This window comes from Parabacteroides gordonii MS-1 = DSM 23371 (assembly GCF_000969825.1).
Lineage (GTDB): Bacteria > Bacteroidota > Bacteroidia > Bacteroidales > Tannerellaceae > Parabacteroides > Parabacteroides gordonii.
In genome coordinates this window covers 2233678-2247411 of the sequence record NZ_KQ033919.1, presented here as the reverse complement: position 1 = coordinate 2247411, position 13734 = coordinate 2233678, and the positions used below count along the sequence as shown (strand labels likewise).

Here is a 13734-nt window from a genome sequence, read left to right as displayed (position 1 = left end):
TTCGTTGTTATAAAGGGATGGATAACCGGACATGGCAACCGGAAACGGCTTCTTTCTCCTGCCTGTTTTCGATCGTGACGCCGATTTCCGTATTGTACAAAGTCTTTAATATCTCGAATTCGTTGGTGACGGCACGGATACCGAAACCACCGTTCGCCTCTGTCCTCAATCCCGGGCCATCATCCGTAATGTCGATTATCAACAACTGGTTTTGCAAAGATAATCGAATTGTGATTTCTCCCGTACCGCGCGGAGCGATTCCGTGCTTAACGGCGTTTTCAACGAAAGGTTGTATCAGCATTCCCGGAATCTCGATCGTATCCGGCTCGATGTTCTCGTCTACTGTCAGCGAGTAAGAGAAGGGGAAACGAAGTTGTTCGAGCTTTAAATAGAGCTGCAACTGTTCGATCTCATCCGAGAGAGGAACCAGTTTCTTTTCGGATGTTGCCAGTACTTTCCTGAGCAAACGTGAGAAATCGATCAGGTATTTGTTTGCTTCCTGGTTAGCCGATCGATTGATCAGGTTCTGTATCGAGCTTAATGCATTAAAGATGAAATGCGGGTTCATCTGGGAACGGATCGCACGGAGTTCGAGTTCGCGGATACGGCGGCGGTTACGTTCCTGTTTCTGTTTGTTTTTGTTCCGGAAATAGTATATGATACCAATGATTGCCGAGATCAAAAGCGCACCTAGAATACCTTCTTTGAATCCTTTTATGAAATCGTTGAAGGATTTATCCTCTCTGTTCAGGTCTTTTTTTACTAAATCGATGATTGTGTCTATGTCAAAATCCCAGAGTCTCCGGTAGAGAATAGTTCCGTCTTCACGCATCAGAATGGTGAGTGGGTAGATACCTTTAGACTTTAAATCTTGTACTTGCTGGTTGGGTATAGCTTTGTATGGCTTAACCTTCTTAGCATTATGAGAGGAAAACTTTGAGTATAGTTCAAGCTGTATGGTGGAAGTTAGTCCTTCCGCTTCAATACGCTGTTTCAAGTCGAATGCGTTTTGGAGATTATTGGCGGGAAGACCATCCCATGTCAATAGTTGTAACAGAATGTATTTCCGGTTGTTCCCTTTCGCTAGGTGCAGGCTGTCGGTTATAATCAAACCGGTTTCTTTAATATTCTTTCCAGCTTCAAAAGGTAACAGCTTGCTGTATGTGTTTTTTAGATCGTTTGTCAGGCTGGTATCCGGGCAGGAGCTGATAAAATCCTTATAATCCGCTTCTAATTCGGATAGCATTTTTTCACCCATTAAAGCCTTTAGATTAACTTTATTTACTTGATATTTTGGATAACCGGAAAGGATTTGTTTAGTTAATAGATAGTCTTCCTGTGGGGTTAATTCTTTCTGCTTGTTCAGACGTAGATTGTCCGACTTGAGTTCCTGTTTTTTATAGATAGCATAGACATACAGAAAATAATTATAATTTGCTGCATCCTGTTTTCTTAGGCTATATGCATAATCGATGAGTGGATTAACAGATGTAAAGTAGGGAGCCTGCCAGTCGGGTAAGCCGCTTTCGCGCCAAACTTCTTTGTTCTCGGTAAACAGGCAACGCCGTAGGATTTCACCACCTTTAAAATACTCTTCCGAGAGTTCAAATACTCTTCGCCAATAGGGGTCCATCTTCTTAAAATCTTTCTCAAAGGCTGTTTGAAAAAGAGAATCACGGGACTGAAATGCTTTTTTCTGATCAGCGGGAGAAGTACTGTAAAATTCAGAATTGTAGTAAGAGAAACGCATGAAGTTGTATTGAAGGTTATTTTGTTCATTCCCTCGTCCTTCGTAATGGAAGGTATGTGTATTGGCATAAACTTCTTTATCCTGGACAATGGAATCTCCCGGAGTGAGCAGTAAAGTCACTCGTTTTCCGACTTTGTATTCTGTCGGGTAAGGTATAAATATTTTTTTATGAATAGTTGAATCTCCGGATGTGTCGATATCGAAATCACAGCAGGTAAATTCCGTATTCGGAGGAAGAGCGAATGAGGCATCGATAACTCGTGTACCCGGTGTTGTTTGGATAATCCCGTCTTCTTTCCAGCCGATGAGGAAATCATTGGCTACCGGGGTGATTAGCTCCTCCAGGTTTAACGAATCCCGTACAGATGTTTCCGAATAAGCAGGTAATCCCTCTTGTCTTACTCCGAAAGGAACATATGTTTTCGAATAGGAATAGAATGAGTCCTTTTTATCGGATGCAAGTGGTTTCCGGCTTTTCCGGTCGTACGTAACGCGCATAATTTGTCTGTTTGACGTATTATTATCGAAAGCGAAATCCTGCTGATAACGGCTGTCGAAATAATAAAAGCCGGGCTTCTCTTTGTCATTACGGCAATCATACAAGTACCCTAGCGCATAGTCGATAGAAATGGATTTGTCCGTTCTGTCTGCCACTGTTGCCTGTATAGTGATCCGACGTATGTTTTCCGCCCTCCAGGGAATTTCTTCTTTAATCCCCGGGGCGACATAGGGATAATAATGGACAGCTTCGAGGGTTATCCAATCTCCTTTTTTCAGGGAGTCGGGATTGTAAGGGACGAATGTGTCCGCCCAGCCGTTCCATGTCAGGCATAGGAATAAAAATAAGAGTCTCACTTTCATAACTGTAAATTTAAATGAAAAATCCGATTACAGTTCAAAAGTATAGGCGAAAGACTTTCCCTCGATTGAAAAATGAGTGAATGGCGGGTTTGGGTGAGAATCTGTCCCCAAAGGATATTTTGCCCGAAGAATTTAAAAGTAGCTTGCCTACGATTGAGGAGATTGAAAGAAATATGAAAGATTAAAGAGAATGCCGGGGTTAACTCTCCCGGCATTCTTCCGGCAAAATAGCCAGTGCCTTGTTTTCATTTTCTTCCATGATCTCCCTCTCCCCCGGCCCTTTGTCGTTGATGCCGCAAAGATGGAGAATCCCGTGGATGATGGTGCGGTGTAATTCTTCGTTGTAGTCGGTTTTGAATGCTTCTGCATTCGTCTTTACCGTATCCAGGCTGATAAAGAGATCTCCCGATATTTTATTGCCGCTGGTATAATCGAAAGTGATGATGTCCGTGTAATAATCATGTTGCAGGTACTGGCGGTTTACTTCCAGTATCTTTTCATCGGAACAAAAGATATAGCTGATATCTCCTGTTTTTTTACCGTATGTTTCTGCAACGGCCTTTATCCAGTTGCCTACTGCTCTTTTCTTGATGGCAGGGAGTTCGATATCCTCTGCATAAAATGATATTGCCATATTGCTTTTGTTATTCTTATTTTCTGATCTAAATGATACGTTAAAAAATATTAGTCGCGGTACTAATTCTAATTAGTCGCTATATTAATCCCGATTACCCGCTATAGTAATGACATTTTGATAACCGGTAAATCCTATTGGGCAAAGAACAGATAAGTCAATGCAATAGCTGCAATAGCCCCTACCAGGTCTGCCAATAAAGAACATTGTATTGTATAACGGGTATTACGTATGCCGACACTTCCATAATACAGAGCCACGACATAAAAAGTCGTATCCGTCGAACCCTGTACGATCGAAGCCAGTCGTCCCACAAATGAGTCGGCACCATATGTATTCATCGCATCCAACATCATTCCGCGTGCTCCGCTACCGCTTAAAGGCTTCATCAGGATGGTTGGTAGTCCGCCTACGAAATCAGTATTGACACCCAGTGCGCCGATACCCACACGAATACCCTCGATGATAAAATCCATTGCACCTGAAGCGCGGAACACTCCTATCCCGACTAGTATGGCTACCAGATACGGAATGATCGTTATCGCTGTCTTAAATCCTTCTTTTGCCCCTTCAATGAACGTGTCATATACATTGATCTTTTTACGGATGCCGCTGACGATAAAACCGCAGATGATCGTAAACAGCAAAGTGTTTGCAAACAAAGTCGAGTAAAGCGACACCTGTTCCTGCTCCAACGAATTGAACAACCAGACCAACCCGCCTATAAAAGCAGCCAATCCACCGAAGAATAGAATAAGATTTTTCTGAAGAATATTGATCCGTTGCTTGATGCAGACAGCCAGTATGGCTACCAGTGTAGATGAAAACGTAGCCAGCATGATCGGCAGGAAAACGTCTGACGGATTAGCCGCCCCCATCTGTGCCCGGTACATCATAATGGTGATCGGGATCAATGTCAGTCCCGACGCATTGATACAAAGAAACATGATCATCGGGTTACTGGCCGAGTCCTTCTCGGTGTTCAGTTCCTGTAGCTGCTGCATGGCCTTCAGGCCCATCGGTGTAGCCGCATTATCAAGCCCCAGTAGATTGGCTGAGATGTTCATAAAGATCGAACCTGTTACCGGATGCTCTTTCGGTATGCCCGGAAACAACTTACTGAAAACCGGTGCTCCCAGGCGGGCGAACGACTGGATCACTCCCCCCTTTTCACCGATCTTCATGATACCCAGCCAGAGCGATAATATCCCGGTCAGTCCGAGGGATATCTCAAACCCTGTTTTGGCAGAGGCAAAAGATGAATTGATGATTTCGGTAAATACCGCCGTGTCTCCGGCAAAGATCAGTTTCCCCAGTGCGACAACGAACGCGATAAGAAAGAAGGCAATCCAGATATAGTTTAAAACCATAGATCAATAGTCGTTTATTTTACTAAATGTTTTGACAAAAGTAGCAATTCTTCTTTGTATTAAAGGGCTGTTTGTTTAAATTTGACGGCTGATAAAGAAAATAATATACACTGGAATATGAAGATATTAGTGACCTACGACATGTTTCGTGAAGGCTTCACCGAGCTGGAAAGCAAATATGATGTAACTTTTCCCGCAGGAAGAGATTTTACGTATGAAGAAGTGATGGAGATGATCCCGGAGTATGATGTGTTATGCTCCATGTTCGACTTCCCGGTAAACAAGGAACTGGTCGACCATGCCCCGAACCTGAAAATGGTAGCCAACTATGCGGTGGGATATAATAACATCGATGTGGCTTACTGCCTTGAAAAAGGTATCACTGTTGCCAATACGCCTGACCCCGTCACCGCCCCTACTGCCAACCTGGCTTTGGGACTGATGATCGATACCGCCCGCCGTATCACCGAATGCGACCGCAAACTGCGTACGCTCGGTAAAGAAATGAAGATCGGCGTTCTGGAAAACCTGGGCGTTAACATCACCGGACAGACACTCGGTATTATCGGTATGGGGCGTATCGGCAAAGCATTGGCCAAACGTGCAAATGCTTGTGGCATGGACGTGATCTATCATAACCGCCGTCCTCTTTATGTAGAGGAAGAAACAAAACTGAATGTAACGTATGTTTCGATGGAAGATCTGCTGGCAAAGTCAGATTTTGTTTCTCTGAATGCTCCTTATACTCCCGATACCTACCATATCATCGGTGAAGCGGAATTGAAACAGATGAAGCCATCGGCTATCCTGATCAATACGGCTCGCGGCCCGTTGGTGGATGAACATGCCTTGGTAAAAGCTTTACAGGACGGGACAATTCACGGTGCCGGTCTCGACGTATTCGAGTTCGGCGATTATCCCCTGCCAGAATTGCTGGAGATGGATAACGTAGTATTAACTCCCCACATCGGTACGCAGACGATGGATGTGCGTATCGTAATGGCCCGTACGGTTTGCAATAATGTGATCGGGTTCCTGGAAGGCGACCGCCCTGTGTCACGCGTCTTACGTCCATGACGGCGGCTTTTATACTGAGCGAGCTTCTCTCGATGGCTAATCCGGAGAAGGCCGCTTTCCTGCAGGGCTTCTTTAAGACCGGCCCCGGGCAGTATGCCGAAGGCGATGTCTTCCTCGGGCTGGTGGCTCCCCTGACCCGTAGTATCGCAAAGGCAAACAAGAAAACACCTCTGGACGAATTGCAGATACTGATCGAAAGCAAATACCACGAAGCACGTCTTTGTGCCCTGCTGATTGTTGTCGAACAGTTCAAAAAGGCAACCGAAGCCGAACGTAAGAAATTATATGACTTTTATCTCGATAATGCCGCCCGTATCAATAACTGGGATTTGGTAGATGTCACCTGTCCGTATGTGGTCGGGCTTTATTTGTTGGATAAAGACTGTTCGCGCTTGTATGAACTGGCGGAAAGCGAATGTCTGTGGGAACAACGGATCGCAATGGTCTCAACCGTTACTTTTATCCGTAACCGCGAATTCACCGACACATTGGCATTGGCCGAAAAGCTGATGACGCATAAACACGACCTGATGCATAAGGCGGTTGGCTGGATGCTCCGCGAAGTCGGCAAGAAAGACCGGGAAACATTAACGGAATTCCTCGAAGAATACGCGACACGTCTCCCCCGTACGGCTCTCCGTTACGCTATCGAACATTATCCGGAGGAACAACGGCAGTATTTCCTGAAGAAGAAATAATAATTGATATCATGGATAATAGTAACAATGAGGTATTAATATACCGGTCACAGGATGGGACGATCAAAGTAGATGTTCTGTTTGAAGGAGAAACTGTATGGTTGACACAGTCACAACTCGGTACTTTGTTCGGAAAGTCGAAATCAACAATCAGTGAGCATATTAAGAATATTTTTGAGGAAGGAGAACTAAACCCGTCGGCAGTTGTTCGGAATTTCCGAACAACTGCTAATGATGGGAAAGAGTACGAAACTAACTACTATAATCTGGACGTCATCATATCCGTCGGTTATCGGGTAAAATCACAGCAAGGCACCCAATTTCGTATATGGGCGACTCAAAGGCTTCGTGACTATATTATTAAAGGTTTTGCGTTGAATGACGAACGTTTCAAAACGGGCTCTTCCATGAATTATTTCAGGGAATTGCTGGAACGTATCAGGGAAATCCGGCTTTCTGAACGGGTATTTTACCAGCAAATCAAAGATATTTATGCCACAAGTATCGACTATGATCCGACTGATGAAATGACACTTTCTTTTTATAAAGAGGTTCAAAACAAGCTACTTTGGGCTGTTAGTGGTAAAACTGCAGCAGAGTTGATCTATTACAGGGCTAATGCTTCGTTACCTATGATGGGATTGACCTCTACAAGTCATCCCGATAAAGTTGTTAAAGCAGATATAACCGTTGGAAAAAACTATCTGAATGAAGAAGAAGTAAGTATGTTGAAACTGATAGTCGAACAGTTTCTAGCTTTTGCAGAGGCGCAGGCAATGGCTCATAAACCGCTGTATATGAGAGATTGGATAGAGAAATTGAAGTTGGTTTTGACAATGAACGAAAAAAGTATTCTGGAAGATGCGGGCCATATCTCTCATCAATTGGCTGTACAAAAAGCCGGACAGGAATATACTCAATATAAAGAAGTGCAGCGTGCGGTAGAACGACTGAATAGTATTAAAGAACTGGATGAGGATGTAAAACGACTGAAAGGGAAAAAGACAGATACGGGTAGAAAAAATGGATGAACAAATAAAAGAGAAGCTTCGCCGGTGGGCGAAAGAATATAATGTAAGTACATTTATCCCGGACGACCCTGTGCAGTTTCCGCATCGGTATACGGAGAAGAAGGATATTGAAATATCGGCCTTTCTTACTTCCTGGATCTCCTATGGACGCCGGGAATTGATCCTGCGGAAGGCTAACGAACTGCATGATGCCATGCTTCCCGGCCCTTATCAGTGGATTATGGACGAGGGATACAACGAGTGGCCTGTTAGTAAGCCGGAGCCAGGTAAGCGGGATACGTTTTATCGCTTCTATACCTATTCCGATCTGCGGCAGTTGTGTGCCCGTTTGAAAGCGGTCTACGAACAGTATGATTCATTGGAAGAGGCTTTGGCTGCCAGTCCCTACCCTAATCCGGTGACTAAAATACAGGATGTCTTTCGTGGCATTCAAGGTATTCCTGTGTTAACCGGCACTTCAGCCTGTAAGCGTCTGGCTATGTTTCTCCGCTGGATGGTTCGAAAAGACGGTATTGTGGACTTCGGTATTTGGGGTACTTCGATCCAGCCGCATGAATTGATCATTCCTTTAGATACCCATGTTCACCAGATATCCCTGGAATTAGGGTTGACCGAACAAAAGGTCGCCACCCTTAAGACGGCTGTCGAGATTACTGAAGCTTTGAAGAAAGTATTTCCCGATGATCCGTGCCTGGGGGATTTTGCGTTGTTTGGGTATGATATAAATCGGGAGAAATAGTTTTGACTTTATTCCTAGTCCGATTTTAGACTTATATGTGTAGGTGTAAGAATGGCAATACGTTTGAATGCCCTCATTTACTATAGGGATTTGGAAATAAGCAGTGGATTGTACATACAAAAATGAATAGATGTTCTCCGTGGAATATATCCTTATAAATAAATTGGATAATCAGTTATGAAGAAGTATTATATTCCTGAAGTTGCTAAAACTGCAAAAGCATTGTTTACTGCATGTAAACCATATCCCCACCAGAATCCATTGTAGATGCGTAGTCTTGTTATGCTGTATGATATAATGAAAAGGTATGAAAAATAGCATACAAAGTAAGATAGTTGTCCTAGTTCAAAAGAAGAAAAATTTGACATATGCATTAATGCGAATAGAACGATAAATAAATAAGTAATACCTTTGCCATACTTATTCCTTACTTTCGTAAATATCTCTTGTTTTGTTTTTTTGTATAGGTAAATAACTCCCAAAAGAACAACAAGAAGAACGGAAACTTTCCATAGGTTTAAACTATATAGCTTCCCTGTGATATTAATAAATACGACAACAAATAGTGTGTATCCTCCAATGAATATATCTCTTTTTTTAAAAGAAAGGCCTAGCCGGAAACAGGCCTCTTCAATTAATGGACCAATAAGTATGATGTAATAAGGAGTAAAAGCTCCTAATATGGATTGGATATGTCTTAGAAATTCTTCGAGTTCTATGCTGGGTGACTGAACATGATAATATGGTAATATATATGTCTCTGCTATTTTTACTGCAATCTTACAAATAAATGTCCCAACCCAATAAATGAAGATCGTTTTTATCAGTTCGTATGCCTGGATCTTTGATGATGGCTTGATTGAGTGTTCCATACTTGATTGAGGTAGCGTTAGATTGATACTTACAGAGGAATCCGAATTTTTGTTAATTTGGATTAGATTGTTTCTTGCAATATCTTTCAAAGGCTGCATATACTACAAAAGATGCGAAGCTAGCTATAAAAGGTAATATAAAAGAGATAAGTGTTTTCTCTCCGAAAAAACAAAATGATACAAGACTGATGAGTATGGCTTGATGTATCCTTTTGGAAAGATCGGGTATTGTATGCCAGGTTGTAATAACATATAGTGAAGGGAATACCAATAAACATACAGTATTATATGTATGAATATTGAATTCTCTTTGTAAAAGAATGGTTAATCCACAAAGCCCTAACCAATAAATACTATTGTTTTTATTTGTTTGTTTCATTATTGTGTATTATTTATGAAAGGGCAACAGTATATGCTGCCCTTTCGTTGCTTTGTTAATATTGTTCAAAGTGCATAAATGGCTGCGCAAAATAGAAACATTTTAATTGCTCTTCCTACTGCTTCTCCCATCATACTCCCCATATCTTCAGCCATCTGATTACCTCCTTCTACGGTTATCATTTCATATTGGCTTAATGGTGCTAATTTGATTTTATTCTCCATATCTTATTTTTTTATAGTTAAAACAATGAATTGTATAAACTAGACCAAAAACCTTTAGCAAAACTTCCATTTGCTTCAATGGAATCACTATCCATATACCAAGCCATAGGAACATGACCTCCATTACAATTCAATAAATCCTCTGTTGAGAGGCTCTGTAATACTAGTTCTTTCATTTTCTTAAATTTTAAAGTCTACTCTGTTAAAGCTTTTCGACACCCACTTTCCGATATTGTTTGATTATCGGATATCTGTAAATACGTTTATTACTTGCAAGCTTTTTTCATTTTTACATTAGCAAAGATATCTGGTTATAGTGCAATGAACTTGCACTTTCCCATTTATTTTCAACTTCTCCGCCAAATATATGGCTTTTTTCCTGATAATTTAGTGGAGAGGTTCTTATTGTTAATATAAATTTGATGTTATCGGAAGTCTCCTTATTTGCCCTAAGGTAACATGTCGGTCTTTTCCGCTGATCCGTATTCGGCTGGTTAGCTCTATTCGGATATGGGATAATATCCGTAAGAACTTAATTCAGACATGTTTTGGATTATTTTTAAATACCCTTGATCTAAAAGTAAGATTCGATTAGCTATTTTATGGACTTCCCTGAAATTGTGGTCTGTCATAATAATACCTTTTGATTGCGAGGCTTTTTGGATAAGTTCTCTTACTGATTCACAACAAACAGGAGAAATTCCGTTGAATGGCTCATCCAACAGAATGTATTTAGCGGAACAAAATAAAATGAGCTTGATTTCAAGATAGCGTAACTCACCTCCAGAGAGTTCTTCTGCCTTGGAGTAATTTATGTAAGCCAAATTTTTGTCATTGAGAAACTGTTCTCTTTCATTCTGATGAATATACAGGCTTATTGCTTCCCCGACTCGTATATTCGGGGGCAAAAAGTTATGTTGGGGCAAGTAAGCAATCTGTCCGGAACGGAAGGCTTGTTTCTTTTGTACTTTTCCGTCTATGCGGATAAAGCTTCTATCACTGTTCATTGTTCCGAAAATGATCTCAAATAAAGTAGACTTTCCCGAACCATTCCACCCGAAAATACCGATTCGGTCGCCCGGTTGGCAGTTGAGGTAAACGTCTGTTAGTATGTTTTTATCACCAAAAGATTTAATTACACTATCCACTTCCAGACATTCACACATAGTTTGATTGTTAAATTAATGATTATCAGTAATGTCAACCAGCTACAAATAGCTACTAGCCATAGTTCAACTTTACTAATTCCTTGGTTATAATAAAAATAATAGTTCTCTTTACGAGCGATCTCTTTATATATCAGATCGAGAAATAAACCGAAAGGAATGAAAAAGAGAACCGGACTTGTTGAGGTATTCGTCTTGTCAACTAACAGCGTAGAAAGATATAGGAATAAAGTTCCAGCCAATTGACATACTAAAGCGATCTCTAAAGTACTTTTAAAAAAGTAGAGATGCAGTTTTGCACGTGTAGAGTAGCTTTTTTTCATATAGTTGATTTACTATAGAAAAATCCTATTTTACAGGGATGATCTATCACCATACTGTCTTTGTTTAATTCTTTTAGCATCCATAAAGAAATGAAATCTCCAATACCTCCTATAATCATTAATGTACTTAATCCTACGGTATTTATTTCTTTAAAGATGAATCCAAAGATCAAGGGTATGAATCCTAAGAATATTGTAGGTGCAAGAATGGCAATACGATAATGTTGTGCTTTAATGCTTTCATTACAATGGCAATACGGAGTTAATACTTTCCATTTAATGCCAAAATGAATATTCTTAAATCCCTCTTTAGCGTATTTTGCAAAGAATAGGCCATGAATCAACTCGTGTATAATTATACAACCAAAGAATGAAATGAATACAACAAGTCCATTTAATTTACTCATCTCTTCTTTGATATTTCCAAAGAGTTGAAAGTAAAGAGAAAATATTAGTCCTATTGCCAATATAGTAAAAGGTATACTTAATAGGTTAATTTTTATCGTACTGAATGTTTTTTCGATCATAATTAAAGAATAATTAGAATGCCGATTTATCATTGGTCGGTATAAATCTGTATTAGATCCATGTTGTGAAACTGTTTGTAAGATTCTTGATAAGAGAAGTACCAATTTCAATATCGGTACTTCTCTTTATTGTCAACACTATCTGGCTGAGTGATCACCAAAATAGTAGCAAATAGCAGCAATACCTATACATCCGATAATAAGTCCTGCGATTCCACCATTTATTTCTTCTAATTGATAATCTTCCAGTTCGATAAGATTATTTTTTTCTAAATTAATATTCATGATCAGTTTAATTTATTATTATCTACTCTTTCAAAGTTTTTCGATATCCACTTCCCGATATTTACAGGTGATCGAGAACCTTGTAAACACTTCTGTAACTTGCAAGTCTCTTTGTTTTTACATTAGCAAAGATACACTAGTGTAGTGCAATGAATTTGCACTGTCCCATTTATTTTCAACTTCTCCACCAAATATATGTTTTTTTTCCTGATAATTTAGCGGAGATGTTCTTATTGTTAATATAAACTCGAAATTATTTGCGTAATAAAATGTATTTTTGATTCGGTTGTACATAATTTGTGCCCCGAATTCTTTGAATTCTTCCAAGCAATAGTAAAGTTGTCTGCGGCTAATACCCAGACGTCGGGCAAACTCGCAGGGAGTACCGGTTGATTCTGTGCGAATAAATTGATGTATTCGTTGTGCACGATCGATGGATTCAAATAATTGCATGATATATCGGATTAAGAGGTTATTAACGTATTGGTTCGCCTGCATAAAAAGCAAGCAGATATCTTTGTAACAGATATTCATATTTTGCCTGAGCCTGTTCAGATTGGCTGTTGGCCAACTTCATTCTGGCTTCATTATATTCATAAACAGTACTTTTACCATTTGCATATTTCTCTTTGGCATATCGTAAAGCTTCATTATTGGCGACGACGGCTTTTGCTGTAGAGTGATACTTTTCCTGCGCCGACAGAGCATCGTACCATACTTTCTGTATTTCTTTATATAGTGCCTTACTCGTATTTTCGGCGATCAGACGACTATCTTCTAACTCTTTTCTGGCTTTTCTGACGTTATTGCGTGTACTCAGACGATTGAACAGAGGGATACGTAGGGTAACGTAGATTGTTTTTTGCAGGTTATTTTTTAACTGGTCATTGAACGATAGATTTTGCGTATTACTGAAATGGTAGTAACCGCTGTTTAGTCCACCTAATAATGATAATGTGGGGTAATAGTCCGATTGAGCGATCTGGACTGATCTTTGCCGGCTTTTTATTGCCAAATGCACACTTTTTATCTGAGGCATGATTTGTTCCGAGATCAGATATATATCTTCAGGTTTTCTTAGTAAGGGAAGAATTTCTTCAGAATCTTCCTGCATGACATCGAATGTTTCAGGCTGATCTATTTCTAATAACTGGATCAGATCTACCATTGAAAGACGTAATGTATTTTTTGCTTTTATCGCAGATAATTCATCATTGGCTAGCTGTGCCTCTATATCCAATATTTGTGATTCAGCAACTTTGCCATGTGAAACGAGGATGCGGGTCACATCTTGTTGTTCACGGGTAAGCTCGATTTGCATTTGAGCGATGGCTGCTATTTCTTTATTCAAGAGGACTTGGTAATAAGCTGTCGCGACTTGTAGGCTGATGTCATTTTGTATTTTCTTCAGATCCTCCCCGGCTATCTTTAATTCCAGCTTATGTTGTGCTATCGTATTGGATATTTTAAATCCGGTGAAGATCGGTAATTCCATACTCAAAGAGAATGAGCTGCTTTGTGAATTGCTGTCGTCAAATGTGTTTTCCCGGTTTAATGAGCGTCCGAAATCGAACTTCTGTGTCGCATCGGCATTTAGATTCGGTAACCGGCTGAAACGTTGGGTTTCAGTCTCGATCGCTTGCTTATCTACCTGTACACGTTGCCGCTTTATGTCTGTATTAGATCGTAAAGCTTGTTCTATGCATTCCTGCAACGTATATTTCTTTTGTGCTTTGCAAGGCCATGAAACCAAGAGTCCTAAAGTGATATATACTAGTATGATACGCATTGTTTCTTC

Annotated in this window: 15 protein-coding genes; 4 read left to right on the top strand and 11 right to left on the bottom strand. The window is 40.4% G+C overall.

Going from position 1 to position 13734, the window contains the following annotated elements; genetic code table 11:
• Nucleotides 1-7: 7 nt before the first annotated feature.
• From HMPREF1536_RS08825 to HMPREF1536_RS08815, 3 genes are all read right to left on the bottom strand, one after another.
• A complete protein-coding gene (locus HMPREF1536_RS08825) occupies nt 8-2611 on the bottom strand; it encodes a sensor histidine kinase (protein ID WP_028730070.1) in 2604 nt (867 codons plus the stop codon).
• A gap of 199 nt (nt 2612-2810) precedes the next feature.
• The gene (gene ybeY / locus HMPREF1536_RS08820; protein WP_028730071.1) at nt 2811-3245 is read right to left on the bottom strand and encodes an rRNA maturation RNase YbeY; all 435 of its coding nucleotides are present in this window, start codon (nt 3243-3245) and stop codon (nt 2811-2813) included.
• Between the two features lie 134 nt (nt 3246-3379).
• Nucleotides 3380-4615: a nucleoside recognition domain-containing protein gene (locus HMPREF1536_RS08815; protein WP_028730072.1), complete on the bottom strand. Its 1236-nt coding sequence runs from the start codon at nt 4613-4615 to the stop codon at nt 3380-3382.
• A 117-nt stretch (nt 4616-4732) separates the two neighbouring features.
• On the opposite strand from HMPREF1536_RS08815, the gene HMPREF1536_RS08810 reads away from it, so the two are divergent.
• Genes HMPREF1536_RS08810 through HMPREF1536_RS08795 form a run of 4 tightly spaced genes read left to right on the top strand, consistent with a single transcriptional unit; the run spans nt 4733 to nt 8160 of the window.
• Nucleotides 4733-5692 (top strand): 2-hydroxyacid dehydrogenase family protein, encoded by a 960-nt coding sequence (locus HMPREF1536_RS08810; protein WP_028730073.1) that lies wholly within the window; start codon nt 4733-4735, stop codon nt 5690-5692.
• Complete coding sequence (locus HMPREF1536_RS08805; RefSeq protein ID WP_028730074.1) at nt 5689-6390, top strand: DNA alkylation repair protein; 702 nt, start codon at nt 5689-5691, stop codon at nt 6388-6390. Before HMPREF1536_RS08810 ends, HMPREF1536_RS08805 begins: the two co-directional genes overlap by 4 nt.
• An 11-nt stretch (nt 6391-6401) precedes the next feature.
• Entirely contained in the window at nt 6402-7421 is a 1020-nt protein-coding gene (locus HMPREF1536_RS08800) for a virulence RhuM family protein (RefSeq protein WP_028730075.1), read from the top strand.
• A complete protein-coding gene (locus HMPREF1536_RS08795; protein ID WP_028730076.1) occupies nt 7414-8160 on the top strand; it encodes a TIGR02757 family protein in 747 nt (248 codons plus the stop codon). The genes HMPREF1536_RS08800 and HMPREF1536_RS08795 overlap by 8 nt, the downstream gene beginning before the upstream one ends.
• 188 nt (nt 8161-8348) lie before the next feature.
• On the opposite strand, the gene HMPREF1536_RS08790 is transcribed toward HMPREF1536_RS08795, so the two are convergent.
• The 8 genes from HMPREF1536_RS08790 to HMPREF1536_RS08765 all read right to left on the bottom strand — a co-directional run bounded on the left by HMPREF1536_RS08790 (nt 8349) and on the right by HMPREF1536_RS08765 (nt 13725).
• Complete coding sequence (locus tag HMPREF1536_RS08790; RefSeq protein ID WP_028730077.1) at nt 8349-9032, bottom strand: CPBP family intramembrane metalloprotease; 684 nt, start codon at nt 9030-9032, stop codon at nt 8349-8351.
• 444 nt (nt 9033-9476) lie between these two features.
• Complete coding sequence (locus HMPREF1536_RS27860) at nt 9477-9635, bottom strand: hypothetical protein (RefSeq protein ID WP_157395741.1); 159 nt, start codon at nt 9633-9635, stop codon at nt 9477-9479.
• Between the two features lie 17 nt (nt 9636-9652).
• Complete coding sequence (locus tag HMPREF1536_RS27855) at nt 9653-9811, bottom strand: hypothetical protein (RefSeq protein ID WP_157395742.1); 159 nt, start codon at nt 9809-9811, stop codon at nt 9653-9655.
• 324 nt (nt 9812-10135) lie between these two features.
• Nucleotides 10136-10801, bottom strand: coding sequence for an ATP-binding cassette domain-containing protein (locus HMPREF1536_RS08785; protein ID WP_028730078.1), 666 nt, complete (start codon nt 10799-10801; stop codon nt 10136-10138).
• Between the two features lie 319 nt (nt 10802-11120).
• A complete protein-coding gene (locus tag HMPREF1536_RS08775) occupies nt 11121-11651 on the bottom strand; it encodes a DUF3267 domain-containing protein (protein WP_052349934.1) in 531 nt (176 codons plus the stop codon).
• A gap of 138 nt (nt 11652-11789) precedes the next feature.
• Nucleotides 11790-11936 carry a class IIb bacteriocin, lactobin A/cerein 7B family gene (locus HMPREF1536_RS27055; protein ID WP_081693431.1) on the bottom strand — a complete coding sequence of 49 codons (147 nt, stop codon included), beginning with the start codon at nt 11934-11936 and terminating at the stop codon, nt 11790-11792.
• A gap of 117 nt (nt 11937-12053) precedes the next feature.
• Nucleotides 12054-12389: a helix-turn-helix domain-containing protein gene (locus HMPREF1536_RS26590; RefSeq protein ID WP_147337520.1), complete on the bottom strand. Its 336-nt coding sequence runs from the start codon at nt 12387-12389 to the stop codon at nt 12054-12056.
• A gap of 22 nt (nt 12390-12411) precedes the next feature.
• Entirely contained in the window at nt 12412-13725 is a 1314-nt protein-coding gene (locus HMPREF1536_RS08765; RefSeq protein WP_028730079.1) for a TolC family protein, read from the bottom strand.
• Nucleotides 13726-13734: the final 9 nt, after the last annotated feature.

Excerpts from the sequence above, each read along its gene's own strand:
- HMPREF1536_RS08825 (WP_028730070.1), bottom strand. The coding sequence starts at position 2,611 with ATGAAAGTGAGACTCTTATTTTTATTCCTATGCCTGACATGGAACGGC.
- ybeY (WP_028730071.1), bottom strand. The coding sequence starts at position 3,245 with ATGGCAATATCATTTTATGCAGAGGATATCGAACTCCCTGCCATCAAG.
- HMPREF1536_RS08815 (WP_028730072.1), bottom strand. The coding sequence starts at position 4,615 with ATGGTTTTAAACTATATCTGGATTGCCTTCTTTCTTATCGCGTTCGTT.
- HMPREF1536_RS08810 (WP_028730073.1), top strand. The coding sequence starts at position 4,733 with ATGAAGATATTAGTGACCTACGACATGTTTCGTGAAGGCTTCACCGAG.
- HMPREF1536_RS08805 (WP_028730074.1), top strand. The coding sequence starts at position 5,689 with ATGACGGCGGCTTTTATACTGAGCGAGCTTCTCTCGATGGCTAATCCG.
- HMPREF1536_RS08800 (WP_028730075.1), top strand. The coding sequence starts at position 6,402 with ATGGATAATAGTAACAATGAGGTATTAATATACCGGTCACAGGATGGG.
- HMPREF1536_RS08795 (WP_028730076.1), top strand. The coding sequence starts at position 7,414 with ATGGATGAACAAATAAAAGAGAAGCTTCGCCGGTGGGCGAAAGAATAT.
- HMPREF1536_RS08790 (WP_028730077.1), bottom strand. The coding sequence starts at position 9,032 with ATGGAACACTCAATCAAGCCATCATCAAAGATCCAGGCATACGAACTG.
- HMPREF1536_RS27860 (WP_157395741.1), bottom strand. The coding sequence starts at position 9,635 with ATGGAGAATAAAATCAAATTAGCACCATTAAGCCAATATGAAATGATA.
- HMPREF1536_RS27855 (WP_157395742.1), bottom strand. The coding sequence starts at position 9,811 with ATGAAAGAACTAGTATTACAGAGCCTCTCAACAGAGGATTTATTGAAT.
- HMPREF1536_RS08785 (WP_028730078.1), bottom strand. The coding sequence starts at position 10,801 with ATGTGTGAATGTCTGGAAGTGGATAGTGTAATTAAATCTTTTGGTGAT.
- HMPREF1536_RS08775 (WP_052349934.1), bottom strand. The coding sequence starts at position 11,651 with ATGATCGAAAAAACATTCAGTACGATAAAAATTAACCTATTAAGTATA.
- HMPREF1536_RS27055 (WP_081693431.1), bottom strand. The coding sequence starts at position 11,936 with ATGAATATTAATTTAGAAAAAAATAATCTTATCGAACTGGAAGATTAT.
- HMPREF1536_RS26590 (WP_147337520.1), bottom strand. The coding sequence starts at position 12,389 with ATGCAATTATTTGAATCCATCGATCGTGCACAACGAATACATCAATTT.
- HMPREF1536_RS08765 (WP_028730079.1), bottom strand. The coding sequence starts at position 13,725 with ATGCGTATCATACTAGTATATATCACTTTAGGACTCTTGGTTTCATGG.